21 protein-coding genes and 3 tRNA genes are annotated in these 25,215 nt (G+C 67.1%); 8 read left to right on the top strand and 16 right to left on the bottom strand.

The genetic code is table 11. The annotated features are described in order from the left end of the window. Window positions 1–40: 40 nt before the first annotated feature. From FPY90_RS07985 to FPY90_RS08005, 5 genes are all read right to left on the bottom strand, one after another. Window positions 41–114: transfer RNA gene (locus FPY90_RS07985), tRNA-Met, on the bottom strand. A gap of 71 nt (window positions 115–185) precedes the next feature. Beyond that, window positions 186–257: transfer RNA gene (locus FPY90_RS07990), tRNA-Thr, on the bottom strand. Between the two features lie 1,000 nt (window positions 258–1,257). Beyond that, window positions 1,258–3,267, bottom strand: coding sequence for a DEAD/DEAH box helicase (locus FPY90_RS07995; RefSeq protein WP_498684893.1), 2,010 nt, complete (start codon window positions 3,265–3,267; stop codon window positions 1,258–1,260). 339 nt (window positions 3,268–3,606) lie between these two features. Then, window positions 3,607–4,293 carry an MOSC domain-containing protein gene (locus FPY90_RS08000; protein WP_071212888.1) on the bottom strand — a complete coding sequence of 229 codons (687 nt, stop codon included), beginning with the start codon at window positions 4,291–4,293 and terminating at the stop codon, window positions 3,607–3,609. Between the two features lie 9 nt (window positions 4,294–4,302). Next, on the bottom strand, window positions 4,303–4,575 hold the full coding sequence (locus tag FPY90_RS08005) for a metal-sensitive transcriptional regulator (RefSeq protein WP_071212887.1): 273 nt from the start codon (window positions 4,573–4,575) through the stop codon (window positions 4,303–4,305). A 130-nt stretch (window positions 4,576–4,705) separates the two neighbouring features. Here FPY90_RS08005 and FPY90_RS08010 point away from each other — a divergent pair, with 130 nt between their 5' ends. Next, window positions 4,706–5,143: a hypothetical protein gene (locus FPY90_RS08010; RefSeq protein ID WP_071212886.1), complete on the top strand. Its 438-nt coding sequence runs from the start codon at window positions 4,706–4,708 to the stop codon at window positions 5,141–5,143. Between the two features lie 64 nt (window positions 5,144–5,207). After that, a complete protein-coding gene (locus FPY90_RS08015) occupies window positions 5,208–6,395 on the top strand; it encodes an amidohydrolase (protein ID WP_071212885.1) in 1,188 nt (395 codons plus the stop codon). Between the two features lie 97 nt (window positions 6,396–6,492). On the opposite strand, the gene FPY90_RS08020 is transcribed toward FPY90_RS08015, so the two are convergent. Together FPY90_RS08020 and FPY90_RS08025 are read right to left on the bottom strand one after the other, a co-directional pair. Beyond that, entirely contained in the window at window positions 6,493–7,650 is a 1,158-nt protein-coding gene (locus tag FPY90_RS08020; RefSeq protein WP_071212884.1) for a cystathionine gamma-synthase, read from the bottom strand. Window positions 7,651–7,668: 18 nt separating this feature from the next. Then, complete coding sequence (locus FPY90_RS08025; protein ID WP_498684901.1) at window positions 7,669–9,045, bottom strand: cystathionine beta-synthase; 1,377 nt, start codon at window positions 9,043–9,045, stop codon at window positions 7,669–7,671. Window positions 9,046–9,140: 95 nt separating this feature from the next. Between FPY90_RS08025 and FPY90_RS08030 the strand changes: the two genes are divergently transcribed. Next, the gene (locus tag FPY90_RS08030; protein ID WP_498684902.1) at window positions 9,141–10,133 is read left to right on the top strand and encodes a DNA-3-methyladenine glycosylase family protein; all 993 of its coding nucleotides are present in this window, start codon (window positions 9,141–9,143) and stop codon (window positions 10,131–10,133) included. A gap of 13 nt (window positions 10,134–10,146) precedes the next feature. Here FPY90_RS08030 and trxA read toward each other — a convergent pair whose 3' ends face one another. Then, a complete protein-coding gene (gene trxA / locus FPY90_RS08035; protein WP_071213229.1) occupies window positions 10,147–10,518 on the bottom strand; it encodes a thioredoxin in 372 nt (123 codons plus the stop codon). Window positions 10,519–10,865: 347 nt separating this feature from the next. On the opposite strand from trxA, the gene FPY90_RS08040 reads away from it, so the two are divergent. Next, complete coding sequence (locus FPY90_RS08040) at window positions 10,866–11,279, top strand: hypothetical protein (RefSeq protein ID WP_498684905.1); 414 nt, start codon at window positions 10,866–10,868, stop codon at window positions 11,277–11,279. Between the two features lie 171 nt (window positions 11,280–11,450). Here FPY90_RS08040 and FPY90_RS08045 read toward each other — a convergent pair. After that, a tRNA-Tyr gene (locus FPY90_RS08045) sits at window positions 11,451–11,532 on the bottom strand. Between the two features lie 158 nt (window positions 11,533–11,690). Between FPY90_RS08045 and FPY90_RS08050 the strand changes: the two genes are divergently transcribed. Next, window positions 11,691–12,179: a YajQ family cyclic di-GMP-binding protein gene (locus FPY90_RS08050; protein ID WP_071212880.1), complete on the top strand. Its 489-nt coding sequence runs from the start codon at window positions 11,691–11,693 to the stop codon at window positions 12,177–12,179. Between the two features lie 126 nt (window positions 12,180–12,305). Here the strand turns inward: FPY90_RS08050 and efeB are convergent, their stop codons facing one another. The 5 genes from efeB to FPY90_RS08075 all read right to left on the bottom strand — a co-directional run bounded on the left by efeB (window position 12,306) and on the right by FPY90_RS08075 (window position 18,276). Beyond that, window positions 12,306–13,628 carry an iron uptake transporter deferrochelatase/peroxidase subunit gene (gene efeB / locus FPY90_RS08055; protein WP_498684908.1) on the bottom strand — a complete coding sequence of 441 codons (1,323 nt, stop codon included), beginning with the start codon at window positions 13,626–13,628 and terminating at the stop codon, window positions 12,306–12,308. Window positions 13,629–13,633: 5 nt separating this feature from the next. Then, window positions 13,634–14,794: an iron uptake system protein EfeO gene (gene efeO, locus FPY90_RS08060; protein WP_498684909.1), complete on the bottom strand. Its 1,161-nt coding sequence runs from the start codon at window positions 14,792–14,794 to the stop codon at window positions 13,634–13,636. Window positions 14,795–14,825: 31 nt separating this feature from the next. Next, window positions 14,826–15,671 carry an iron uptake transporter permease EfeU gene (gene efeU / locus FPY90_RS08065; RefSeq protein ID WP_498684912.1) on the bottom strand — a complete coding sequence of 282 codons (846 nt, stop codon included), beginning with the start codon at window positions 15,669–15,671 and terminating at the stop codon, window positions 14,826–14,828. A 345-nt stretch (window positions 15,672–16,016) separates the two neighbouring features. After that, a complete protein-coding gene (gene htpX / locus FPY90_RS08070; RefSeq protein WP_498684914.1) occupies window positions 16,017–16,889 on the bottom strand; it encodes a zinc metalloprotease HtpX in 873 nt (290 codons plus the stop codon). A 106-nt stretch (window positions 16,890–16,995) separates the two neighbouring features. After that, on the bottom strand, window positions 16,996–18,276 hold the full coding sequence (locus tag FPY90_RS08075; protein ID WP_498684916.1) for an MFS transporter: 1,281 nt from the start codon (window positions 18,274–18,276) through the stop codon (window positions 16,996–16,998). Window positions 18,277–18,347: 71 nt separating this feature from the next. Between FPY90_RS08075 and FPY90_RS08080 the strand changes: the two genes are divergently transcribed. Both FPY90_RS08080 and FPY90_RS08085 read left to right on the top strand, forming a co-directional pair. Beyond that, a complete protein-coding gene (locus tag FPY90_RS08080) occupies window positions 18,348–18,776 on the top strand; it encodes a Fur family transcriptional regulator (RefSeq protein WP_071212874.1) in 429 nt (142 codons plus the stop codon). Window positions 18,777–18,816: 40 nt separating this feature from the next. Next, window positions 18,817–20,328: a catalase gene (locus FPY90_RS08085; RefSeq protein WP_498684918.1), complete on the top strand. Its 1,512-nt coding sequence runs from the start codon at window positions 18,817–18,819 to the stop codon at window positions 20,326–20,328. A gap of 592 nt (window positions 20,329–20,920) precedes the next feature. Here FPY90_RS08085 and FPY90_RS08090 read toward each other — a convergent pair. Beyond that, entirely contained in the window at window positions 20,921–22,318 is a 1,398-nt protein-coding gene (locus tag FPY90_RS08090; protein WP_498684920.1) for an FAD-dependent oxidoreductase, read from the bottom strand. A gap of 358 nt (window positions 22,319–22,676) precedes the next feature. Between FPY90_RS08090 and rarD the strand changes: the two genes are divergently transcribed. Continuing rightward, on the top strand, window positions 22,677–23,636 hold the full coding sequence (rarD, locus tag FPY90_RS08095; RefSeq protein WP_071212871.1) for an EamA family transporter RarD: 960 nt from the start codon (window positions 22,677–22,679) through the stop codon (window positions 23,634–23,636). A gap of 148 nt (window positions 23,637–23,784) precedes the next feature. Here rarD and gabT read toward each other — a convergent pair whose 3' ends face one another. Beyond that, the gene (gene gabT, locus FPY90_RS08100) at window positions 23,785–25,125 is read right to left on the bottom strand and encodes a 4-aminobutyrate--2-oxoglutarate transaminase (protein WP_071212870.1); all 1,341 of its coding nucleotides are present in this window, start codon (window positions 25,123–25,125) and stop codon (window positions 23,785–23,787) included. Between the last annotated feature and the right edge of the window lie 90 nt (window positions 25,126–25,215).

Consider the following 25,215-nt stretch of genomic DNA (forward strand, 5'->3'; position numbering starts at 1 on the left):
AAACCCCGGAAACCTTGGGGTTTCCGGGGCCATTCTTGTGTAGCGGCTCCGGGACTCGATCCCGGGACCTCACGATTATGAGTCGTGCGCTCTAACCAGCTGAGCTAAGCCGCCACGAATGGTAAGACCCGCGTCCGCGTCAGGTTCCCTTGCGGGCTGACTCAGGCGCGGGCCATTCCATTCAGAGCCCCCCACCGGAATCGATCCGGTGACCTCGTTCTTACCAAGAACGCGCTCTACCACTGAGCTAGGGGGGCAACGAGTAAGAACTCTACCAGCAATTTTCGACGCTGTGAAATCGGAATGGCACTTTGTGATCGACCGCACAAAATCCATTGAAAACGGCACGTCAGGGTGTTACTCACCCAAAATCTCAGTGACGCAATTCACCGAATGATCGGTGCGGGGTGATGGCGCGGAATGCTCCGGTTCCAGTGATGCCGGCAACGGTGGCCCAAGGTGTCGCCTCGGAGCACGGTGGCCGGGAGGCCCACTCATGCGGCGGTCCCGAAACGTGCCTGGCTCCCCTTCGGCATTCTCCCCGCGTCGGGACTGGTTGCCATTGGCGGAAACGGTCGGGCCCGGGCTCCGGGTTGTTGGGCCGCTGCATGAATGGGCCCGCTGAAGCCTTCGGAACCGCCGGGAACCGTCCGGGCGGGCTCACCTTCCGGAAGCTCCGTGGGTTCCTCTCGGGAGCCGAGGCAACAGAAAAGTGGACGAGCACTCGCGCAGGGATCCCGCAAACACCCATACGTGCAACCCGCTTTGGCGGGAGCTGAGGGGTCCCGCCGCGCGCACCGCGGCAGCCGCGCCGGCAGTGCTCCCGTCTCGGATCGGCGATCCGTCGCCGGCCACCTCGCGGGCCCCTCCCCCAATGGCAGGCAGGGGCCGCTGCGCCCCCGCCAAGGCGGCCGTGGGCCGGGAACGGCCTCCGGGGCCGGGGCCATCGTCCGGGGCTTCCTGGCTGCCGCGCACTGCACGTCCCGGTCTCCCGCGGGGTCGGCACGATCTCGCCGCCGGGAAATCAGCCGCTTCCGTGACGGCGCCTTCCCTGTTCGCATGGCACCCGGGGTGCAGGTGCTCACCCAGGGGCACGCTCGCATCGGGTTCCAGGCCTGCGGGGTCCTCGGCGCACGGCCGGTGACGGGCCAGACCCGTAACGGGGCCGGGGGCCCGGGAAAAGCAAAACCCCCGGCGGGAGTGCCCCTCCCTTTTACGGAAGGACACCCCTCACCGGGGGTCTTGGCTGTTTAGTGCTTAGTAGTCGCGACGGCGCGGGCCGCCGGTGGTGCGGGGCTTGCGCGAGGAGCCGCCGAAGCTGCGCTCACCTGCACCGGCACCGGCGTTGCCGCGGTATCCACCGCTGCGCTCGCCACCGGCGTTGCGGTCGTAGCCGCGGTCGCCCTCGGAGGAGCCGCCTTCGGTGCGACGGTCGTTGCCACCGCGGTAGCCACCGCCGCCACCGCTGCGTGCGCCGCCCTGGTAGCCGCCGCCACCGCCACGGCCACCGCTGTAGCCGCCGCGTCCGCCGCCACCCTGGTAGCCGCCTTCGCGGTCGGACTTCGGGCTGCGGCCGTTGTCCAGCTCGAGGTGGATCAGTTCGCCACCGATGCGGGTGCGGGACAGCGAGCGGATCTGCTCCGAGGAGAGGTCGGCCGGCAGTTCCACCAGGGTGTGGTCGGCACGGATGTCGATGCCGCCGATCTGGGCGGAGGTCAGGCCGCCTTCGTTGGCAAGTGCGCCAACGATGGAGCCGGGCATGACGCGCTGGCGACGGCCCACTGCGATGCGGTAGGTGGCGTTGCCTTCGGTCAGGGAGCGGGACGGGCCGCGGGAGTTGAATCCGTCGCGTCCGCCACTGGCCAGGCGTGCCTGCTTGGCCGGTGCGGCCGGCATTTCCTGCATGAGCAGCGGGCGGCCGCCCTGTGCCATGTGGGCCAGCGCCGCGGCGATCTCGACCTCGGTGATGTCCTCGTGCTCGGCCGAGTACTTCTCCACCAGGTTGCGGAAGACCGTCAGGTCCTGCGAGGAGATGGTCTCGCCGATCTGGTCGGCGAACTTGGCCAGGCGCTTGTCGTTGACGGCGTCAACGCTCGGCAGGTGCATGTGCTCCACCGTCTGGCGGGTGGCCTTTTCGATGGCACGCAGCAAGTACTTTTCGCGCGGGGTCATGAAGAGGATCGCGTCGCCCGAGCGGCCGGCACGGCCGGTGCGGCCGATGCGGTGCACGTAGGACTCGGTGTCGTGCGGGATGTCGAAGTTGATCACGTGGGACACGCGCTCCACGTCGAGGCCGCGGGCCGCAACGTCGGTGGCCACCAGGATGTCGATCTTGCCATCGCGAAGGTTCTCGATGGTGCGCTCGCGCTGCTGCTGCGGGATGTCACCGTTGATGGCTGCGGCGGTGAAGCCGCGGGACTTGAGCTTGTCGGCCAGGTCCTCGGTTGCCATCTTGGTGCGAACGAAGGCGATAACGCCCTCGGACTTCTCCGACTCCAGGATGCGGGTCATGGCATCGAGCTTGTGGGCTCCCATGACCTGCACGTAGCGCTGGCGGATGTTGGTGCCGGTCGAGGTGTTCGACTTGACCGAGATTTCCTGCGGGTTGCGCAGGTACTGCTTGGAGATGCGGCGGATCGAGGACGGCATGGTGGCCGAGAACAGCACCACCTGCTTCTCTTCCGGGGTGGCTTCGAGGATCTTGTCGACCTCTTCGGCGAAGCCCATGCGCAGCATTTCGTCGGCCTCATCCAGAACCACGTACTGCAGGTCCGACAGGTCCAGGGAACCCTTGTTGATGTGGTCGATGACGCGGCCCGGGGTGCCGACGACAACCTGGGCGCCGCGGCGCAGGCCTGCAAGCTGCGGGCCGTAGGCGGATCCGCCGTACACGGGAAGGACGGTGAAGTCCCCCATGTGCTTGGCGTAGGAGGTGAAGGCCTCGGCGACCTGGAGCGCGAGCTCGCGGGTCGGGGCAAGGACCAGGACCTGGGTCTTGCGGGCGGTGCCGTTGAGGTCGGCCAGTTCGGCCATCTTCGACAGTGCGGGAAGGGCGAACGCGGCGGTCTTGCCGGTGCCGGTCTGGGCAACGCCCACGACGTCGCGGCCTTCGAGCAGCAGCGGGATGGTGGCTGCCTGGATCGGGGAGGGCTTTTCGTAGCCCAGATCGGAGACGGCGGCGAGAACGCGGCCGTCGAGGCCCAGATCGGTGAAGAGGATCGAATCTTCTTCGGTCTTGGTTTCGGCGGTGGGCTGGTTTTCGGGCATGTCAGAAGACAAAGGGAATTACCTCATTCATAGGGGCGGATGGACCCCGTATCAACGAGGTTCCGCAGCACAATCGGACTCAATCACTTTGGTCCGGCGACTCCCCTATGAAAGGAACAACCCGCATCAGATGGCGGGCTCACACACGACAGCTTCTGCCTCAAGAATTGGGCAGAATGCGAGGGAAGCCGGATACAGTGAACACCTAATCTTATCGCCCTTGGCGCAACATGGGGTACTTAATGCCGGTGAGGTTGCGCACACGGGGTGGCAAGCCGGACTATGATGTGCCCGTTCGCGGCTTGAATCCGCCTATTTGCCGGGCCCGGACCTTCCGGGCTACTGCCCGGCGGCACCGGGCAGCGTGCGCAGGACCTTGTCCGGAAGCCGGTGGCCGGTGGCCGCCTGGTCGGCCAGCAGCGCCTGCGCCTGCGCGGGCGTGGGGCCGAAGAAGACATCGCGGATCCGCACCCCGTGCCCCGGACGCGACAGCACCACCACTTCGTCGCCCGCACGGATCTTCCCGGTGCGGACGACCCTCAGGAAGCAGCCGACATCCCCGCGTTCGGTGAACCGGGGCACCCAGTTGTCCTCCTCGAGGTGCCGGGCAAAGGTCGAGCAGGGAATCCGCGGGCAGGTGACCTCGACAACGACGGAGGCGCCGATCCGCCACCGCTCCCCCACCACGGCGTCGGAGGTTTCGATGCCGGAGACCCGCAGGTTCTCCCCGAAGAGCCCGGCGACGATTTCCCGCCCCAGTTCCGCACCCCAGCGTTCGGCCTCGGCCGTGGAGTAGGCGTAAATCGCCTGGTCGTAGCCGCCGTGGTGTTCGCGGTCCACCTGGGTGTCGGCGTACAGCCCGATCTTGCGCACCTTGACCGGTCCGGCAACGGGCCGCTTGTCGATGGCGGTGATGCCCACCGCGCCCGCGTCGGGCTTCAGCGCGTGCACGATGCACACCGCTTCCAGGTGCCCGCGGGCAATGTCGGCGGATTCGGGGTGGCCGGTGGCGGGGTTGGGGGTCATGGGAAAATCCTATGCCAGGGACAGGAAGAGCTTTTCCAGCTTGTCCCGGTCCAGCTGGGCGGACCCGGGCTCCCGGGCCTCGGCGAGCATGCAGGATTGCAGGCCGCTGGCGATGATGCTGAAGCCGGCCCGGTCCATGGCCTTGGAGGCGGCCGAAAGCTGCGTGATGACCTCGCTGCATTCGCGTCCCTCCTCGATCATCCGGATCACGGCGGCCAGCTGGCCCTGGGCGCGCTTGAGGCGGTTGAGCACCGGTTTCAGTTCCACGGGGTCGAGTTCCATGTCCACAGAATATACGCCCGGGGGTACGCTCCCGGTCCGCGCCGCGGCCGTGGGGCGAATCCGCGCACCGGCTTTCATCGGGTAACCTGCGGTGCATGGAGAAGAACCAAAACGCCGTCGAGGCTGCTTCGTGAAAACCGTGAAGGACGCGCTGCCGGCCTCGCTGCGCACCGCGCGCTGGTGGTGGGCCGCCGCCTGCGCCTCGGCGCTGGCATTCGCCGCCGGGTTCTTCCTCAACGCCGCCTCGCGCCCGGCCAATGAGGCGCCGGGTTTCTGGGGTGCGGGCATCGCCCTGGTCGGGCTGGGCCTAGTCATCGGGTATTGCACCTTCCAGCTCTGGCTGGGCAAACTGGCCGGGCGGATGTCCCTGACCTGGTGCGGGATCATCGTGGGCATCCCGCTGTTGACCCGCGGGGTGCGGTTGGGCATCTTCGGCGCGCTGCTGCTGGTGGGCGTCGCGCTGCTCTGGAGCCCGGGAACCACCAGGTACTTCGCCCCGCAAACCAAGGCCGCCCGGGCCAGGCGCCGAGCCGAACGCAGTGCCGAGAAGGCCCGCAACCAGCGCTAGGAAATCCCCTGTGCCCGGACATCGACCCATGTCGGAGCGCGGCAAACCATGGCAGAGTGCACCCATGAACACTTTTGCGATCACCAATGCCCACGTCGTCCCGATCATCGGGGAACCATTCACCGGGACCGTCGTGGTCAGCGGCTCGGTCATCACCGCGCTGGGCCCGCAGGCCAAGGTCCCGGCCGGCGCGCAGGTCCTCGACGCGGACGGCGCGTGGCTGCTGCCCGGGCTTGTCGACGCGCACGTGCACCTGGGCATGCACCCGGAGGGCGAGGACGGTTCCGGCTCCGACGTGAACGAGATGACGGACCCGAACATGGCCGCGGTGCGTGCCATCGATGCCATCGATCCCTTCGACCCGGGCTTCGACGACGCGCTGGCAGGCGGGGTGACCACCGTGAACGTGAACCCCGGATCGGGCAACCCGATCGGCGGGCAGACCGCCGCGATCCACACGCACGGGCGCTACGTCGACGAGATGGTGCTGCGGGCCCCCAGCGGCATCAAGTCCGCCCTGGGCGAGAATCCCAAGCGCATCCACGGCGCCAAGGACAAGACCCCCTCCACCCGGCTGGGCACCGCATTGGTGATCCGCCAGGGGTTCATCGAGGCGCAGAACTACCTGGCCGCCAACGACCCGGCCAAGCGCGATGCGCGGCTCGAGGCCCTGGGCATGGTGCTGCGTCGGGAGATCCCGTGGCGCCAGCACGCCCACCGCACCGACGACGTGGCCACCGCGCTGCGCCTGGCCGCGGAGTTCGGCTACGAGCTGGTCCTGGACCACGGCACCGAGGCGCATGTGATCGGCGACGTGGTGGCCGCCGCCGGGGTGCCGGTGCTGATCGGCCCGCTGTTCACCACCAAGTCGAAGGTGGAGCTGCGCGGCCGCTCGCTGGCCAACCCGCGCCGGCTGGCCGAGGCCGGGGTGGAGATCTCGATCATCACCGACCATCCGGTGATCCCGATCAACTTCCTCATCCACCAGTGCACGCTGGCCGTGAAGGAGGGCCTGGACCGGGAGACCGCGCTGCGGGCCGTGACCATCCACCCGGCGAAGGTGCTGGGCCTGGAGGCGCGCATCGGCTCGCTGGAAGCCGGCAAGGACGCGGACCTGGTGCTCTGGAGCGGGGATCCGCTGGATGTGATGTCCCGGGCGATGCGCGTGTGGATCGGCGGGGTCCAGGTCATGGAATACGATGCGTCCACCCGCACCCCGGTCGTGGCCTCCCGCAAGGTCGTGCCCGAATAGGCGCAGGCGGAATCCGGAACCCACAAACGCGGGGTGCGTGCCTGCGGGGAGATCCCGGCAGGCACGCACCCCGCGTGGGTTGCCGCTGCGCGTGCGCCTACAGCTTGGCGAAGGCCTGCTCGAGGTCCGCGATGAGGTCGGCGATGTCCTCGATGCCCACCGAGAGGCGCAGCAGGTTCACCGGCACTGCCAGCTCGGTGCCCTTGACCGAGGCGTGGGTCATCTCCGAAGGGTAGTTCATCAGCGACTCGATGCCGCCCAGGGACTCGGCCAGGGTGAACACGCGGGTGGCCTCGGCCACGATGCGTGCTGCGTCCTCGCCGCCGGCGAACTGCACCGAGACCATGCCGCCGAAACCGCTCATCTGCTTCTTGGCCAGCTCGTGCTCCGGGTGGGACTCCAGGCCCGGGTAGTGCACGGCCTGAACCTCGGGGCGCTGCGCCAGCCAGGTGGCCACGGCCATCGCGTTCTCCGAGTGGGTGCGCATGCGCACGCCCAGGGTCTTCAGGCCGCGGGTGGTCAAAAAAGCGTCCATCGGGCCGGAGACCGCGCCGACGGCGAACTGGATGAAGCCGATGGCCTCGGCCAGCACCGGGTCCTTGACCACGATGGCGCCGCCGACCACGTCGGAGTGCCCGCCGATGTACTTGGTGGTGGAGTGCACCACCACGTCGGCGCCCAGGTCCAGCGGCTGCTGCAGCGCCGGGGAGGCGAAGGTGTTGTCGACCACCAGCAGTGCGCCGGCCTCGTGGGCGATGGCCGCGACGGCGGCGATGTCGGTGATGCGCATCATCGGGTTCGAGGGGGTTTCCACCCAGACCAGCTTGGTCTTGTTCGCGGCGATGGCCGCCTTCAGCGCGGCGTGGTCGGACATGTCCACCGGGGTGTTGCCGATGCCCCAGCCGCCCAGGACCTTGGAAATCAGCCGGTAGGTGCCGCCGTAGGCGTCGTTGCCCAGCACGATGTGGTCCCCGGGTTCGGCCAGCGCGCGGATCAGCGAGTCCTCGGCCGCCAGGCCCGAGGAGAACGAGTAGGCGTGGGTGCCGTTCTCCACGGCGGCGAGCTGTTCCTGCAGGGCGTCGCGGGTGGGGTTTCCGCCGCGGCCGTATTCGTAGCCGGCGCGCAGGTTGCCGATGCCGTCCTGGGCGTAGGTGGAAGAGAAGTGCAGCGGCGGGACCACGGCCCCGGTGCGGGGCTCGAACGCCTGCCCGGCGTGGACGGCGCGGGTGTTGAATCCTTGGATGTTTTCACTCATGTCTGGGAGCCAACTTTCTTAGTGGGTGAGGTAGGTGAGCAGGTCGTGGCGGGTGACGACCCCGGCCGCCGCCCCGTCGTCGGTGACCAGCAGGGCGTCGTGCGTGGAGAGTTGCTCCTTGGCCCGGTCGATGGTTTCGTGGATGCCGATCAGCGGCAGCGCGGTGGTCACCAGCGGGCCCACCGGGTCGGTCAGCGAGATCTCGTTGCGGAAGAGCCGCTCGGTCAGCGTGCGTTCGTCGATGTAGCCGCGGACCTCGCCCAGGCGCACCGGGGGTTCGGTGGAGAGCACCGGCAGGGCCGAGACCCCGTATTCGCCCATGATGCCGATCGCGTCGCGGACCGTCTCGTTGGGGTGGGTGTGGACCAGCGCCGGCAGGCCGGCAGGCTTGGCGGCCAGCAGCGCACCGACGGTGTCCGTGGCGTTGTCGCGCAAGAAGCCGTAGGAGCGCATCCAGGAGTCGTTGAAGATCTTGCCCAGGTAGCCGCGCCCGCCGTCGGGCAGGATCACCACGATGACGGCCTCGGCCGGAAGGTCCTTGGCCGCCTGCAGGGCGGCAACCACTGCCATGCCCGAGGAACCGCCGACCAGCAGGCCTTCCTCCTTGGCCAGGCGCCGGGTCATCTCGAACGCGTCCGCGTCACTCACGGCGATGACCTCGTCGGGGACCTTCGGGTCGTAGTTCCCCGGCCACATGTCCTCGCCGACGCCCTCGACGAAGTAGGGCCGGCCGGTGCCCCCGGAGTAGACCGAGCCGTCCGGGTCCACGCCGATGACCTTCACCGGGCCGGAGGCGCGGTCGGCGGAGATGTCCTTGAGGTAGCGGCCGGTGCCGGTGATGGTGCCGCCGGTGCCGGCGCTGATGACCACGTGGGTCAGCGTGCCGTCGGTGTCGCTCCAGATTTCCGGGCCGGTGGTTTCGTAGTGGCTTTCCGGGGCTGCGGGGTTGGAGAACTGGTCGGGCTTGTAGGCCCCGGGGATCTCGCGGACCAGGCGGTCCGAGACGCCGTAGTAGGACTCGGGGGAATCGGGGGCGACCGCGGTGGGGGTCACCACGACCTCGGCCCCGTAGGCGCGCAGCACGTCGCGCTTTTCCTCCCCGACCTTGTCGGGGGTCACGAAGATGGTCTTGTAGCCCTTGAGCTGGCCGACCATGGCCAGGCCCACCCCAGTGTTGCCGCTGGTGGGTTCGACGATGGTTCCCCCGGGCAGCAACTGCCCGTCGGCCTCGGCGTTCTCCACCATCTTCAGGGCGATCCGGTCCTTGATGGACCCGCCGGGGTTCAGGTATTCCAGCTTGACCAAGACCGTGGCCTCGATGCCTGCGGTGACCGAATTTAGCTTGACCAGCGGCGTGTTGCCGATCAGGTCCAGGACTGTGCGCGCATACTTCATGGCGCCACTCTACCGGCGCGCCGTCACATTGAAGACGCCGTTCGTAGTGAATCTTCATGCACCGAAATGCCGCGGCCCGGTGGGAGTATGGAGGTATGCCCGATTCGAGTGCAACAGTCTTGCCGGGGTGCGATGCGCAGGCCTCGTGGAAGCCGCACGGCACCTATTCGCTGCGCCAGTCCCTGGGCATCCTGCAACGCGGTGCGGGCGACCCGACCGCCAAGGTCACGGATTCCGCGGCCTGGTTGTGCTTCCACTCCCCGCGCGGACCGGTGACGCTGCTGGCCAGGCACCCTGCCGGTCGCGGCACCGAGGTTTTCCTCAAGGCCTGGGGGCCGGGCGCGGAGCATGCGGTGGAGCGCGGGCTGCACCTGCTTGGCGCCTACGACGACTGGCGTGCCTTCGACGCCCCGGACACCTCGGCGTTGCTGCACCCGGTGGTGGCCCAAAGCAGGAAGTTCAACCCGGGGCTGCGGTTTCCGTCCACCGGGCGCGTGTTCGACGCCCTGCTGCCGGCCATCCTCGAGCAGAAGGTCACCGTCGTCGAGGCCCACTTCGCCTGGCGCTACCTCTGCCGGGCCATTGGCCAGGTCCCTCCGGGCCCCGCACCCACAGACATGCGATTGCCGCCGTCCCCGGCGGCGGTCCGTGCGTTGCAGCCGTGGCAATGGCACCAGGCGCGCGTGGATTCCAAGAGAGCGGCCACCGCGGTTCGTGCGGCGGCGGCCGCCGCAAGCCTCGAACGCTGGGCGCTGCTGGAGCTGGGGGCCGTGCGGGAAAACGTGATGGGCGAAGGGACCCTGGCCGCCGCGCTGGGATCGATTCCCGGGGTGGGACCGTGGAGCATTGCCGAGGTGCTGCAGCGCACCCATGGCGCACCCGACCATGTGTCGGTGGGCGACTACCATCTGGCGGCATTCGTCGGCCAGGTGCTCACCGGGCGTCGGGTGGACGACGTCGGGATGCTGGAGTTGCTGGCGCCCTTCAGCGGTCACCGCCAGCGCGTGGTGCGACTGATCGGCCTTTCCGGGCAGCGCAAGCAGTCCTTCGGTCCCCGGCTGGCGCCCATGGACCATCGACGCCGCTAGGCCGGTGCGGAAGCTACTTGGCTTCGGCTTCCTGCTGGGCGATCTGTGCGTGGACCTGCTGCATGTCGATGCCCTTGACGGCGACCACGAGGTCGTCCAGCTGCGAGGCATTCATGGCGCCGGGCTGCGAGAAGACCAGCACCTTGTCGCGGAACGCCATCAGGGTGGGAATGGAGGTGATGTTCGCGGCGCGCGCCAAGCCCTGTTCGGCTTCGGTGTCCACCTTGGCGAACTTCACGTCGGTGTATTTTTCGGAGATTGCGTCGTAAACCGGGGCAAATTGGCGGCAAGGTCCGCACCACGCTGCCCAGAAGTCTACGAAGACAATGTCATTTTCTTCCAGCGTCGTCGTGAACTCAGACTCGGTGATATTGATAGTAGCCATGTACCAACGGTACCGCGTGATGCCGTTGGCGCCGCAGTCGGCATCCGATTTTCGGCCGGCTTGGTCCCTGTCCACGGCATCAGGGGCCCGATGTCAAAACTTATCCACAGATTTGCCGCTTCGGCCCCGCGGGCTTTCGCACGACCTTATGCTCGAAGGAATCCTCGTCACCACCCAAGGAGGCAGCCATCGACCGCACCACCATGAACCCCCCGGCTTCGCGGCCGAATCGGGTTTGCCATGCAGCCCAGCTCCCCTGCCGGGAGCACCGGTTCAACGGATCACAGGAAGGATGCATCCGGAGTGCGACCACCCGAACGGGAACGCGACCGGACGCCAACAAGAACATGACACGCTGCACATTGTTGCTGGTCACAACGGGAGGGTCCGGACGCAAGGCGCTCTCCGAGGGAATGCTGCTGGCCGAGCGCTACGTCGATGCGCTACCCATGGATTTGGCCATCGTTGAATCCACCCCGTTCGCTGTCGCTCCCGCGTTGCGAATCCAAGAACGGGTATCTTTTCCCGTTCCGCTCGAAGACAGCACGGCCGCGGCCACCTCCGTTGGCCCGCTGCAGGCCATCTGGAACGGGAATCGGTGGCTCACTCCCGGATCGTGCCCTCCCAAGCCGCTGGAAGACAACGGGGCCACCGAATGGCAGTGGGCGCACTATCACGCGGTGTTGTCGGCCCCACGCGATTCCATCATGTTGCTCTGGGACCTCTACGTGGTCCCGATGGGACAGAAGATGGCCGCCTGACATCTTGGGCGGCGGGTATCGCCCACCTAAGGGATGTTGAGTGGGTCACATTCCTGGACGAGGCCCGTCGCCCGACTTCCAATACGGGCTCCCACCTGTGGCAACGGGGCCGAGCACGAAAAAGCCCGTGTTCAAATCTTGTGGATTTGAACACGGGCTTTGTTCATTCGGTGGCAGATACTGGATTCGAACCAGTGAAGGCGTTGCCAGCTGATTTACAGTCAGCCCCCTTTGGCCGCTCGGGTAATCTGCCGAATTGTTCCCTTCGGAACGAGTAGAAACTCTACCCGACTTTTTCCCAAGAGTACAAATCGAGGGTTCGGCGGCGCGTCAGCGCACGGTTCCTCCGGGCTTTTGGGACGCCCCGGTACTCTTGTAGGCAAAGCACAATCACTACCCAAGGAGGCTCACATGGCGAGCGATTCAACTTTTGATGTTGTCAGCAAGGTCGACAGCCAGGAAGTGTCCAATGCACTGAACCAGGCGCAGAAGGAAATCGTCCAGCGTTACGATTTCAAGGGCATCGGCGCGGAGATCGACTTCAGCGGCGAGAAGATCTTGATGAAGGCGAACTCCGAGGAGCGGGTCAAGGCCGTTCTCGACGTTTTCCAGTCGAAATTGGTCAAGCGCAACATCTCGCTCAAGTCCCTGGAGGCGGGCGAGCCTTTCGCCTCGGGCAAGGAATACCGCATCGAGGCCGAGATCGTCGAGGGCATTGCCCAGGACGTGGCGAAAAAGATCAATAAGCTGATTCGCGACGAGGCACCCAAGGGCGTGAAGTCCACCATCCAGGGTGACGAACTGCGTGTGTCCTCCAAGTCCCGCGACGACCTGCAGACCACCATGGCGTTGCTGCGCGGCTTCGAGGAAGCAGACCTGCAGTTCGTGAACTTCCGCTAAGCGGACCTTCCGAATCCCGCGGCCCTGCCGCACGCAAGGGGAGGACGGGGTGGAACCACCGTGGTGGTTCCACCCCGTCCTCTCCTTTTGGCGTTCCCAACGGGTGCCGGGCCGGGCCGCGGGCCATCAGGCGAACAGGAATTGCCCCAGGAACTGGCCTTGGGTGATTCCCGGAGGGACCGCGAAGAGCCCGGATCCGGTGTGCTTCAGGTACTCCACGAGAGCATCGTTCTTGGCCATGGCGTTTTGCATCGGCACATAGTGCGTGCGCGGGTCAATGACGAAGGCGATGAAGAAAAGCCCGGCGTCCAGCCGGCCCAGGCCGTCGGATCCGTCGGTGTAGTTGAATCCGCGGCGCAGCATCTGCACCCCGCCGTTGGCCGAGGGATGGGCAAGGGCCACGTGTGAATCCACCGGCATGATCGGTCCGCCGCGACCGGGCATGGCGAAATCCGGTTCGGAGAACTCCGTGCCGCCGGACAGTGGCGCCCCCTCGCGCTTGGTCCGTCCGAAGATGGTTTCCTGTTCGCCCAGGGACGTCCGGTCCCAGGTTTCGATGTGCATGCGGATGCGCCGGGCCACCAGGTAGGTTCCCCCGTTCATCCATGCTTCTTTCCCGGTGTTGCCGCCGACCCAGACGTGGGTGTCCAGCGCCTTTTGCTCCTCGGCCTTCAGGTTTGCCGTGCCGTCCTTGAACCCGAAGAGGTTCCGCGGGGTCATCTGGCTGGTGGAGGTCGAGGAGGTGCGTCCGAACCCGATCTGGGACCATCTCACCCGGGCCCGGCCAAATGCGATGCGGGCCAGGTTGCGGATGGCGTGGACAGCGACCTGCGGGTCGTCGGCGCAGGCCTGGAGCACGAGGTCTCCCCCGCTGCGGGCTTCCTCCAGGGCGTCGCCGGGGAAATGCGGCAGGTCGATCAGCGCGTCGGGGATGCGCCCCTGCAGCCCGAAGCGCGGGCCGCGGGCATCCTCGAAGAGGGTCCTCCCGAAGCCGACGGTGACGCTCAGGTGGCTGGCCGAGAGCCCGATGGCCTCGCCGGTGTCTTCCGGCGGGGCATCGTAGCTGCCGCCGGTCGCGCCGAACTCCCCGACGTCCGTGCCCTGCATCAGGTGCTCGATGGCGGCCGTCCAGTCCTTCAGCAGGGCCACGAGCTCGTCCCGGCTGTCGACAGTGACGTCGAAGGCGGCGATGTGCATGCGGTCCTGCATGGGCGTGGCGATGCCGGCCTGGTGCTGTCCGTGGAACGCAACGACGTCGTCGACCTGTGCGCCTCCGGAGGCTTCGGCACCCAGGGCAGCATGTCCCAGGGCCCCCGCGGCCAGTCCGAGACCGCCGGCCCCGGCGGCGACCAGCAGCGAACGGCGGCTGGGTGCGGCCTTGGGCGCGGCCGCGTCCGCCCCGGTCCCCTGCCCAGGGACCTTTGTGCCGGTATTCTTCTTGCCGAGCATGCTTCCTACTTCACCACGGCGGCGGTCAACTTGGACAGCGGCTCGGCCAGTGCGTCAACCGCGGCGCTCAGTTCCTGCACCTGGGCTTGGTCCAATTCGTCGTAGAACACGAAGCCCTGGCCCTTCTTGTGCCCGTCGAGCAGCTTCTGCAGGGCGTCGAAGTTCTTTTGCAAGGTGGCGTCGAGTTCGGCGTCGGAGTCGGTCAGCAGCGGCTTGAGGTCCTCGTAGGCGATGCGGGCTCCGTCGACGTTGGCCTGGAAGTCCCACAGGTCGGTGTGCGACCAGATTTCTTCCTCGCCGGTGACCTTGCCGGTGGCGACCTCGTCGAGAAGTTCCTTGGCGCCGTTGGCGAGCTTGTCCGGTGTGTAGGTCAGCTCGCGGGTGCGTGCGTAGAGTTCCTCGGTGTCGGCGACCATCTTGGTGGCCAGGGCGGATCGTTCGGCGTCGCTCATGGCCTTGTATCCGCCGGCCGGCGGCCAGAGGTCCTTTTCCGCGCGGTGCCAGCCGGTCCATTCCTGTCCCTTTTCCAGGTCGGCTTCGCGGGCGTCGAGGATCGGGTCCAGGTCGCCGAACGACTCGGCGACCGGCTCGATGCGCTCCCAGTGCATGCGCACGGACGGGTAGAGGTCCTTGGCGGTGGCGGTGTCCCCGTCTGCGAAGGCCCGGGCAAAGTCCTTGGTGCCGGTGACCAGCTGCTCGGTCTGGTCCTTGACGTAGGCGGCATACAGCGTGACGGCCTGTTTCTGCTTTTCGGCCCGGTCGGTGCTGACGACCTGGCCCGCCGGTGCCGCACCCAGGGCGAGCTCGGCCCGGATGCCGTCTCCGACCATGCCCGGCTTGCAGGCGGTGATGTAGTTTCCCTCGGGAGCCACCACGACCAGGTCGCGGCTCAGGCCCGGGCCGATGTTTTCGACTTCTCCGATGATCCGCAGCCCGTCCTGGGCCAAAAGGTAGAACTCAGTGACCTGCGGCCCCTCGTTCTTGACGGTGAACTTGACCGTTCCGCCCGGGGCGCTGGTGGTGGACAGCGTGCAGGCGTCGGCGGTGCTGGTGACCGCAATGGCACCGTCGCCCTCGGCCGCGGGGGTGTTGGTGGTGCAGCCGGTGATGGACAGGGCTGCCACGGACAGTGCCGCCGTGATCTGGAGCGGGCGAGCGAGTTTCATGAAGGTCCTCGTGGTTGGGTGCGAGAGGGTGTCAGGCGGAGGCCGGCTGCGGGGTTGCTGCCCGCTTGGCTCCATTGTGGGTGTGGATCTTGCGGAAATAAAGGATCGTCACCGGCACGACGTAGGCGACCCAGGCGGTGGCCTCGATCCAGGTGGTGGCGGGCGAGAAATTGAAGATGCCCTTGAGCAGGGTGCCAAGGAAGCCCGAGGGGGCGATGAGGTGCGAGACATCGAAGGCGAGGTGGTGCAGGCCCGGAAGGATGCCGGCCTCCTGCAGGTCGTGGACCCCGTAGGCCAGGACGCCGCCGGCGACGACGATCAGCGCGGCCCCGGTCCAGGTGAAGAACTTCGAGAGGTTGATGCGCAGCACGCCGCGGTGCAGCAGCGCACCGAGCCCGACGGCGACCAGGATTCCCAGGGTGGCGCCCAGCAGCGGCTGCCAGGTTTCCCCGGTGGCCCGCGTCGCGGCCCAGAGGAACAGCGCGGTTTCCAGGCCCTCGCGCCCCACTGCCAGGGCAGCGACCAGCACCAGTGCCCAGCCCGAGCCTTCGGCGGCTCCATCGACCTTGCCGCGCAGGTCGCTGGCCAGCGTCTTGGACGCGCTTGCCATCCAGAAGACCATCCAGGTCACGAATCCGACGGCGAGGATCGACAGTCCCCCGCCGATGGCTTCCTGGGCCTCGAAGGTCAGCCCTCGAGGCCCGAAGGTCAGCAGCGCCCCGAAGCCCAGGGAGACGGCGATGGCGACCGCGACACCGGTGAAGATCCGCGGGATGAGTGCGGTGCGTCCGCTTTTGCGCAGGTAGGCCAGCAGGAGGACGACGATGAGTACCGCTTCGAGGCCTTCGCGCAGGCCGATGAGGAAGTTTCCGGTCATATCTGGGGTGCCTTCGTGGTTCACCGCCGGTCGCAAAAGGGCCTGCGGCTGCAGGCCCTTGGCTGGACTTAGGCGTGACTGGGTTCAATAGGCCATATGCCCATCGCCTAATGAGATTACGCCCGGCTTAGTTCCCCCCGCAAACCAAATTCCGTCCCGCTACGCACGCCGCGCACCGCGCCACGGCCGCCCGCGGGCAACAAAATGGACTTTCACGTGGGCGGATCAGCTCGAGACCGCGGAGATGCAGATTGCCGAAGATTGCGTGAAAAGTCGCGGCACACCAAAGGCGGCTCCCCAACGGGAACCGCCCTGTCGCTTGCTGGTTCGATTGCGCCCGTCGGGTCAGTAGCCCAGGGACCGGCCCGCCATCTTCTCCAGCCGGGCAACACGGTCGTCCATCGGCGGGTGGGTGGTGAAGAGCTTCTTGGCACCGCCCAGGAAGGGGTTGGCGATCATCAGGTGCGAGGTGTTCACCAGGCGCTGGTCGTCGGCGGGCAGCGGTGCGCGCTGCACCCCGCTCTCGAGCTTGCGCAGGGCCGAGGCCAAGGCCAGCGGGTCGTTGGTCAGCTTGGCCCCGTCCTCGTCCGCGTCGTATTCGCGGGTGCGGCTGATGGCCATCTGGATGACGGTGGAAGCCAGCGGCGCCAGCAGCGACATGGCGATCAGGGCGATGGGGTTGGCATTGCGCCGGTCCCCGCCGCCGAAGAAGAGCATCATCTGCGCCACGGAGGTGATGACGCCGGCCACGGCAGCGGCCACCGAGGAGGTGAGGATGTCGCGGTTGTACACGTGCATGAGTTCGTGGCCCAGCACCCCGCGCAGCTCGCGCTCGTTGAGCAGCTGCAGGATTCCCTCGGTGCAGCAGACCGCGGCGTTTTCCGGGTTGCGCCCGGTGGCGAAGGCATTGGGCGCGCTGGTCGGTGAGACGTAGAGGCGCGGCATCGGCTGCTGGGCTGCCACCGAGAGCTCGTGCACGATCCGGTACATGGCCGGCTGTTCCGCCGCGGTGACCGGGTAGGCCTGCATCGAGCGGATGGCCAGCTTGTCGGAATTCCAGTACCCGTAGGCGGTGGTGGCCACGCCGATGAGTGCGAAGATCCAGATGAAGCTGCTGCTTCCGGTTCCCGACGCCAGCAAGGCACCAATGGCCAGCAGCAGCGCGAACAGGCCGCCGAGCAACCCCGCCGTCTTCAGGCCGTTGTTGTGATTGTGCACTGCGGTTCACTCCTCGTTAGACGTTCCGGACGTGCCGGATCGATGCTTGCATCCAGTTTACGCAAACCTGCTGTGTGCCGGCTTTGTTCCCGCTGGTGCCCCTCTTTCAGGACCGTGGGTGCCTGGCATCGTATCGCAGGAAGCCCGGCTCCCAGCGCATCAAGGCGGCCGCAACCACGATGCACGCGACGCCGCCGGCCAGCAGTGTGGCGCCCTCGCCGAGGCCGGTGGCCACGGTCCCGGAGAGCATCTCCCCCAGCCGCGGCCCGCCGGCGACCACCACGATGAACACGCCCTGCAGGCGTCCGCGCAGGTGGTCGGGTGTTGCGGTCTGCAAGATGGTGGTGCGGAAGACCGAGGAAATCGCGTCCGCCACCCCGGCCAGCGCCATGGCCGCGGCGGCGGGCCAGAGCCACACGCCGGCCGAACCGTCGGCCGGGACCGGGGCGCGTGCGGCCAGGATGACCACGACCCCGAACAGGCCGATGCTGGCACCCCACACGCTGACGCAGACGAACACCGCCACGCCCTGGCGGTGGATGCGGCCCACCGGCCCGGAGAACATTCCGGCCAGGAATGCGCCCATGGCGGTTGCCGCGAGCAACAGGCCCATGGTCAGCTCGCCCCCGCCGATCAGCACCGCGCCGATGGCCGGCAGCAGCGCGCGCGGCGCGGCCAGCACCATGGCCGCCATGTCGATCAGGAACGTCATGCGCACGTTGGGCTGGGAACCCAGGAACCTGAATCCCTCGATGACCGAGCGCAGCCCGGCCTTGGCCGGGGTGCCGGAGGGCGGCAGCGACGGCAGCTTGTAGACGGACCAGACGGCTGCGGCGTAGGTGAGCACGTCGATGGAATAGGTCCAGCCGAAACCGACCTGGGCGACCAGCAGGCCGCCGAGCAGCGGGCCGACCATCTGGGCGATGCCAAAGGTGACCATGTTCAGCGAGTTCGCCGCCGGCAGCAGCTTCAGGCCCACGATGGCCGGGATGATGGCCCCGCGGGTGGGCTGGTTGATTCCGCCGGCCGCCGAGTGGATGGCCACCAGCCCGTAGAGCACCCAGACGTTGTCCACGCCCAGCCAGGCCTGGGCCGCGATGGCCGCGGTGGCCGCCCACAGCACCAGCGCGGAGCCCAGGGCGACCTTGCGCCGGTCGTGGGCATCGGCGATCGAGCCCCCGTACAGGCCGGTGAGAACCAGCGGCACCAGTGCGAAGGCTCCGAGCAGCCCGACGTGCAGGCTGGAACCGGTGAGTGCGTAGACCTCGAGGCTGACCGCCACCAGGGTGAGTTGGCCGCCGACCGCCGCGAGGGCATTGCCGATCCACAGCCGCCTGAAGGCGGGGCTTTCGCGCAAGGGGGTGAGGTCAGCCAGGAGTCGTGCCACGAATCGAGTCTAGCCACAGGCGCCACGCCGCAACGACCGCTATCTTGACATATTCAAAATAAGGAGGTGGAATGGATCACATGGACTATTCGGCGCAGATGCGGGACCTCGGCCTGCGGGTTACCCGCGGCCGCCTTGCCGTGCTCGAGGTCCTGGACGAACACCCGCACTCCTCGGCGGAGAAGGTTGTTGCCGCGGTCCACCACGCGTTGCCCGATGTTTCCATCCAGTCCGTTTACAACGTGCTTAATGATCTGACGGAGCAGGGCATGCTGCGCCGCTTCAGTCCCCCGCATTCGCCGGCCCTCTACGAGACCCGCGTGAACGACAACCACCACCATGCCATATGCACCAGCTGCGGCCGGATCGAGGACGTGGAATGCGCGGTGGGCCACGCCCCCTGCCTGACCCCCTCGGACAGCCACGGCATGGTCATCCAGATTGCCGATGTCCTTTACCAGGGCATCTGTGAAGACTGCAGGAAGACCGGCGCCGCCTAGCTGCGCTCCGGGACACCGGCAGAAGAGTTACCAACCCACAATGAAGGAGAATCTCTTGAGCGAGAACTTCACCACCACCCAGTCCGGTGCCCCGGTCGCCAGCGACGCACACTCGCTGACCGCCGGTCCCGACGGCATCACCGCGCTTCACGACCGCTACCTGGTCGAAAAGCTCGCCTCGTTCAACCGCGAGCGTGTCCCGGAGCGCAACCCGCACGCCAAGGGCGGCGGAGCCTTCGGTGAATTGGTTATCACCGAAGACGTTTCGAAGTACACCCGTGCAGCGGTCTTCCAGCCGGGCGCCAAGTCCGAGACGCTGCTGCGCTTCTCCTCCGTGGCCGGCGAGCAGGGCTCCCCCGACACCTGGCGCGACGTGCGTGGCTTCGCACTTCGCTTCTACACCACCGAGGGCAACTACGACATCGTCGGAAACAACACCCCGGTGTTCTTCATCCGCGACGGCATCAAGTTCCCGGACTTCATCCACTCGCAGAAGCGCCTGGGCGCCTCCGGCCTGCGCGATGCAGACATGCAGTGGGACTTCTGGACGCACTCCCCCGAGTCCGCACACCAGGTGACCTACCTGATGGGCGACCGCGGCCTGCCGACCTCCTGGCGCGAAATGAACGGCTACGGCTCGCACACCTACCAGTGGATCAACGCCGAGGGCGAGCGCTTCTGGGTGCAGTACCACTTCCACTCCCGCCAGGGCGTGCACAACATGTCCAACGAGGAAGCCGAGAAGCTTGCCGGCTCGGACGCCGACTACTACCGCCGCGACCTGTTCGACAACATCGCCGCCGGAAACTTCCCGACCTGGGATGTCTCGGTGCAGATCATGCCGTACGAAGAGGGCAAGACCTACCGCTTCAACCCGTTCGACATCACCAAGACCTGGTCGCACAAGGATTACCCGTTGATCCCGGTCGGCCACTTCACGCTGAACCGCAACCCGCAGAACTTCTTCGCCGAGATCGAGCAGGCAGCGTTCTCGCCCTCGAACCTGGTTCCGGGCATCGACATCAGCCCCGACAAGATGCTGATGGCCCGCGTGTTCTCCTACCCGGATGCCCAGCGCAACCGCATCGGCACCAACTACAACCAGTTGCCGGTCAACCAGCCGCACGCCTCGACCGTGCGCACCTACATGCACGAAGGTGCCATGCAGTACACCTTCAACGCCCCGGAGGCCCGCGTCTACACCCCGAACTCCTTCGGCGGACCCGAAGCCGACGCAGCTCGCGCCGGCGAAGGCAGCTGGGAAAACGACGGCGAGCTCGTGCGCTCCGCCGCGACCCTGCGTTCCGAGGACGACGACTTCGGCCAGGCCGGAACCCTGTACCGCGAGGTCTACGACGCAGCCGCCAAGGAACGCTTCCACGCAACCCTGCTGGGCCAGTGCGGCGGCATCACCATCGAGTCCATCCGCGAAGGCTTCTTCCAGTACTGGACCAACGTTGATGCAAACCTCGGCCAGATCCTGCGTGACGGCTATGCAGCCGGCGTCGCAGGCTCCACCGACGGTGCAGCTGAAATGGCCGGCAAGGCCTAACCCGCCCCTGGCATCCACCAAGTAATACCGGTTCGGCCCGGCCTCCCCACGGTGGGGAGGCCGGGCCGAACCGCTTCCAGGTGCCGCGCGGACCTGGAGGGCTTTTGGCCCGGACGGCATCCGAGTCGCTCGGACCCCGGCAGCGGACCCTCACGCCGGCAGCACCTTGAACGCCGGGTCCACGAACGTCGCGAAGCCCAACAACCCGCGAGGTTCCCCAGGTGTTGGCCCGGTCCCGGCAATTGCGCATCGACCACGAGGAGCGAACCACGTCCATGATGGCTGCGGACACGGGCAAGGCCTTCAAGGATTCGGTACCGGAGGCAGAGGCCACGTATCGCGGAAACCGCAGGCCCCGCTCGTTGAAACGGATCCGACCTCTTACCGCCGTTTCAATGCGCCGGGCTTGGAGCTCGAGCGGGCGCCGGAAGCCCACGGCGTCCCCGCACAGGGCCTGCACCTGGACGTCGAGCCGGTGCCAATGGACATCAGGACGCTTCAACGGCTCCCGGGAACCCCGTGGAATTAAGCAAAAAACAAGGGCCCATGTTCTCCGCTACTTCGGAAAACACAGGCCCTTGCGCTATACAGTCTAACCGCGGGAAATCTTGACCATTTCCTCGCGCTCCACAACCTTCACGCGGGCACGGTCAACCGGACCGTTTGAGGTCTGTGCCGGGGAGGCCGCTGCACCCAGGGAAATCTCGTGTGCGTCCAGCTTTTTCCAGCCGTCCCAGGTCGTGTACTCAACGCCGCGGGATTCCAGCAGCTTGATGATCTCGTCCTCGCCCGGGTGGCTTGCCACCGGCAGCGAAAGGCGGTCCTCGAGCAGGTTTCCAATGGTCTCGAGGGCATCGCCCTTGGTGTGGCCGATCAGGCCGACCGGGCCGCGCTTGATCCAACCCGTGGCGTAGAGACCCGGAACGTGGGCACCCTCGGCATCAAGCACACGCCCACCCTCGTTGGGAATGACCCCGCGGCGTTCGTCGAATTCGAGCTCCGCCAGTTCCGAGCCGAGGTAGCCGATGGCGCGGTAGACGGCCTGGACCGGGTAGTCGATGAACTCGCCGGTGCCGCGCACGTTGCCGGTGCCGTCGAGTTCCTGGCGCTCGAACTTGATGCCCGCAACCTTGCCGTCCTCGCCCATGACCTCGACGGGGTTGTGCAGGAAGTGCAGGTGCAGGCGGCGCGAGGCGCCGGTGTCCTGCTCCTCGACGATCCAGTTGGTCAGCGTGTTGACCATCGTCTTGACCTGGTTGTTGGACTTGATCAGGGCGTCGGAGGCCTCGTCGAACTCGAAGTCCTCGGGGTAGAGCACGATGTCCACATCGCGGCTGTGGGACAGCTCGCGCAGTTCCAGCGGGGTGAACTTCACCTGGGCCGGGCCTCGGCGGCCGAAGATGTGCACGTCAGTGACGGGCGAGGCCTTCAGGCCCTCGAAGACGTTGTCGGGGATTTCGGTGACAAGGAGGTCCTCGGCGTGCTTGGAGAGCACGCGGGCCACGTCCAGGGCCACGTTGCCGTTGCCCAGCACCGCGATCTGCTTGGCCTGAAGCGGCCAGGTGCGCGGCACGTCGGGCTGGCCGTCGTACCAGGAGACGAAGTCGGCCGCGCCGAAGGATCCCTCAAGGTCGATGCCCGGGATGTCCATGCGGGCGTCCTTGATGGCGCCGGTGGCGAAAATGACCGCGTCGTACATGTCGCGGATGTCGCGCAGCGTCAGGTCCCGGCCGTAGGTCACGTTGCCCAGGAAGCGGATGTCGCCGCGGTCCAGCACCTTGTGCAGGGCATTGACGATGCCCTTGATGCGCGGGTGGTCCGGGGCGACGCCGTAGCGGATCAATCCGTAGGGGGCCGGGTAGGCGTCGAGCAGGTCGATGCTGACCTCGAACTCGCGCTCCGCCTTGGTGAGGATGTCGGCAGCATAGACTCCCGCCGGACCTGCCCCGATTATGGCGACACGGAGCGGGCGTACTGCTGAATCGGACACGAGGGGGGTTCCTTCCGGAGAATGATCACTGGACCGCGCAAATAGCGCACACCCAACTAGTCTAATTGGCACCGGTCGCCGAACGTGAACCATTGTGGGGATGCTCACGCCCTGGGCGGTCAGCCCCGGCTTGCCGTGGGCAATCAGCACGTTCCGACACTGCCGCCGGGCCTCCGGCGGGCGCGGGCCCGCGATAGGCTCACCTAGTAAGGGGCAAATCGTGCCCCAACACGACGCCAAACACCCATGCTACCCGTGAGCATCGCGAACCGGCGCCCGACCGCCCCAAGACCTGCGCGAATCCCTCACGGGATCGCGCGCCCGGAATGGAAACGATGCACGCCCTGTTGAGTCGATCATGACCCAAACGCCGTCCACAGCAACGACCACCGCCACGGCAGGCGCTGGCGGGCCAGCCGCCGAACGCACGACGGGCCTGATCCAGGGCTTGGGTGCGTACGGCCTGTGGGGACTGCTGCCGCTGTACTTCCTGACCATCGCCCTCGCCTCCCCCTGGGAGATCGTTGCCAGCCGCATCGTGTGGTCGCTGGTTTTCTGCGCGATCCTGTTGAGCGTGACCAGGAACTGGGGCCGGTTCCTCACGCTGGGCCGTGATCGCCGGGCAATGGTCCGCCTGTCGGTGGCCTCGGTGCTCATCGCGGTGAACTGGCTGACCTACACCTATGCGGTGCTCAACGGGCACGCGGCGGAGGCGGCGCTGGGATACTTCATCAACCCGCTGGTCTCCATTGCCCTGGGCGTGATCTTCCTGAAGGAAAAACTGCGCAAGCTGCAGTGGGTGGCCATCGGGTTCGGGCTGGCAGCGGTCATCACGCTCACCTTTGCCTACGGCAACGTCCCCTACATCGCGCTGATCCTGGCATTTTCCTTCGGCTTCTACGGCTTTGTGAAGAACCGCGTGGGCCGCACCGCCACGGCGCTGACGTCCCTGAGCATGGAAACGGCGATCCTCGCCCTCCCCGCCCTGGGGTTCCTTGTCTGGTTGGTCGCCTCGGACAACGACACCGTTCTTTCCGCCGGGCCGGCGCACTTCTGGCTGCTGGCCGCCAGCGGAATCATCACCGCCGTCCCGTTGCTGCTCTTCGGGGCCGCGGCACGACGCCTGCCGCTGACGACGCTGGGGACCTTGCAGTTCCTGGCCCCGATCCTGCAGTTCATCGTGGCACTGGTGGTGTTCAAGGAACCCATGCCGGTGGAGCGGCTGGTTGGTTTTGCCCTGGTCTGGGTCGCCGTGGCCATGCTGTGCATCGACATGGCCCGACAGCCACGCAGGCTCACCCCGACCAAGGTCTCCTAGCAGGCATCCGCACCCGGGATTTCGGCGTGGCCGCCGTGGCGGATCCGGGGGCGCCCGGGTACGGGACCACGAAAAGGGACCGATCCGGTTGTCCAAAGCCCTGGACGACCGGATCGGTCCCTTTCGTGGTGCGGCGCCAGCCCAGGGGCTAGGCGTTGGCGCGGATCGCGCCTTCGAGGACCTCGAAGGCCTCGGCCAGCAGCTCGTCGCCGATGACCAGCGGCGGCAGCAGGCGGATGACGTTGCCGTAGGTGCCGCAGGTGAGGATCAGTACTCCGGCGGCGAGGCAGTCGGCGGCGATCTTCTTGGTGATCTCCGCATCCGGCTCGGTGCCGCCGGCCTTGACCAGCTCGATGGCCACCATGGCGCCGCGGCCGCGGATGTCGCCGATGACCGAAACCTCGGAAGCGATCTTGCGCATGCGGGTGAAGAACTGCTCTTCGATCTCGCGGGCGCGCGCCGCAAGGTCGTGCTCTTCCATGTACTTGATGGTTTCCAGTGCTGCGGCGACGGCAACCGGGTTGCCGCCGTAGGTGCCGCCCAGGCCCCCGGGGTGGACCGAGTCGAGCAGTTCGGCGCGTCCCACGATGCCCGACAGCGGCATGCCGCCGGCGATGCCCTTGGCCACGGTGATGATGTCCGGGACGATCCCCTCGATGTCGGAGGCGAACCAGGCACCGGCGCGGCAGAAGCCGGCCTGCACCTCGTCGGCGACGAAGACGATGCCCTGCTCCTTGGCCCACTCGGCAATGCGGCCCAGGAAGCCCTCGGCCGGGACGATGAAACCGCCCTCGCCCTGGATCGGCTCGATGATGATGGCTGCGATCTGGTCGCCGCCGATCTGCTTCTCCATGGCCAGGATGGCGCGCTCGGCGGCTTCCTTGCCCGAGATGTTCGGGTTTTCCTCGCGGTACGGGTAGCTCATCGGCATGCGATAGATTTCCGGTGCCAGCGGGCCGAAGCCGCGCTTGTACGGGGCCGCCTTGGCGGTCAGGCCCATGGTGAGGTTGGTGCGGCCGTGGTAGGCGTGGTCGAAGGCGACAACCGCCTGGCGGCCGGTGGCCACGCGGGCAACCTTGATGGCGTTCTCCACGGCCTCGGAACCGGAGTTGAAGAAGACGGCCTTCTTGGCGTGGGTGCCCGGGGTGATTTCGGCCAGCTTCTCGGCCAGCTCGACGTATCCCTCGTACGGGGTGACCATGAAGCAGGTGTGGGTGAAGCGGGCGGCCTGGGCCGCGACCGCTGCGGCGACCTTCTCGTTTGAGGCACCCACGGACGTCACGGCGATGCCCGAGCCCAGGTCGATGATCGAGTTGCCGTCGACATCGACGATGATGCCGCCGTCGGCATCCGCGACGTACACCGGCAGGGCGGAGGCCACGCCGGCGGCGACGGCGTTGGTGCGGCGTGCCGCCAGCTCCACCGACTTCGGTCCGGGGAATGCGCCGTTGATCTGTCGTTTTTGTTCAATGCGGTAGGTGATGGCCATGAACGTTCAGTCCTTTCCCGGGCCGGGTTCCCCCTGGTTGCGCCGTGCGGCGGCAATGGCGACGAAGGCGCGCGGGGAAACCCGGTGATG

The sequence above is a fragment of the Arthrobacter sp. C2 genome, from assembly GCA_024207135.1.
Lineage (GTDB): Bacteria > Actinomycetota > Actinomycetes > Actinomycetales > Micrococcaceae > Paeniglutamicibacter.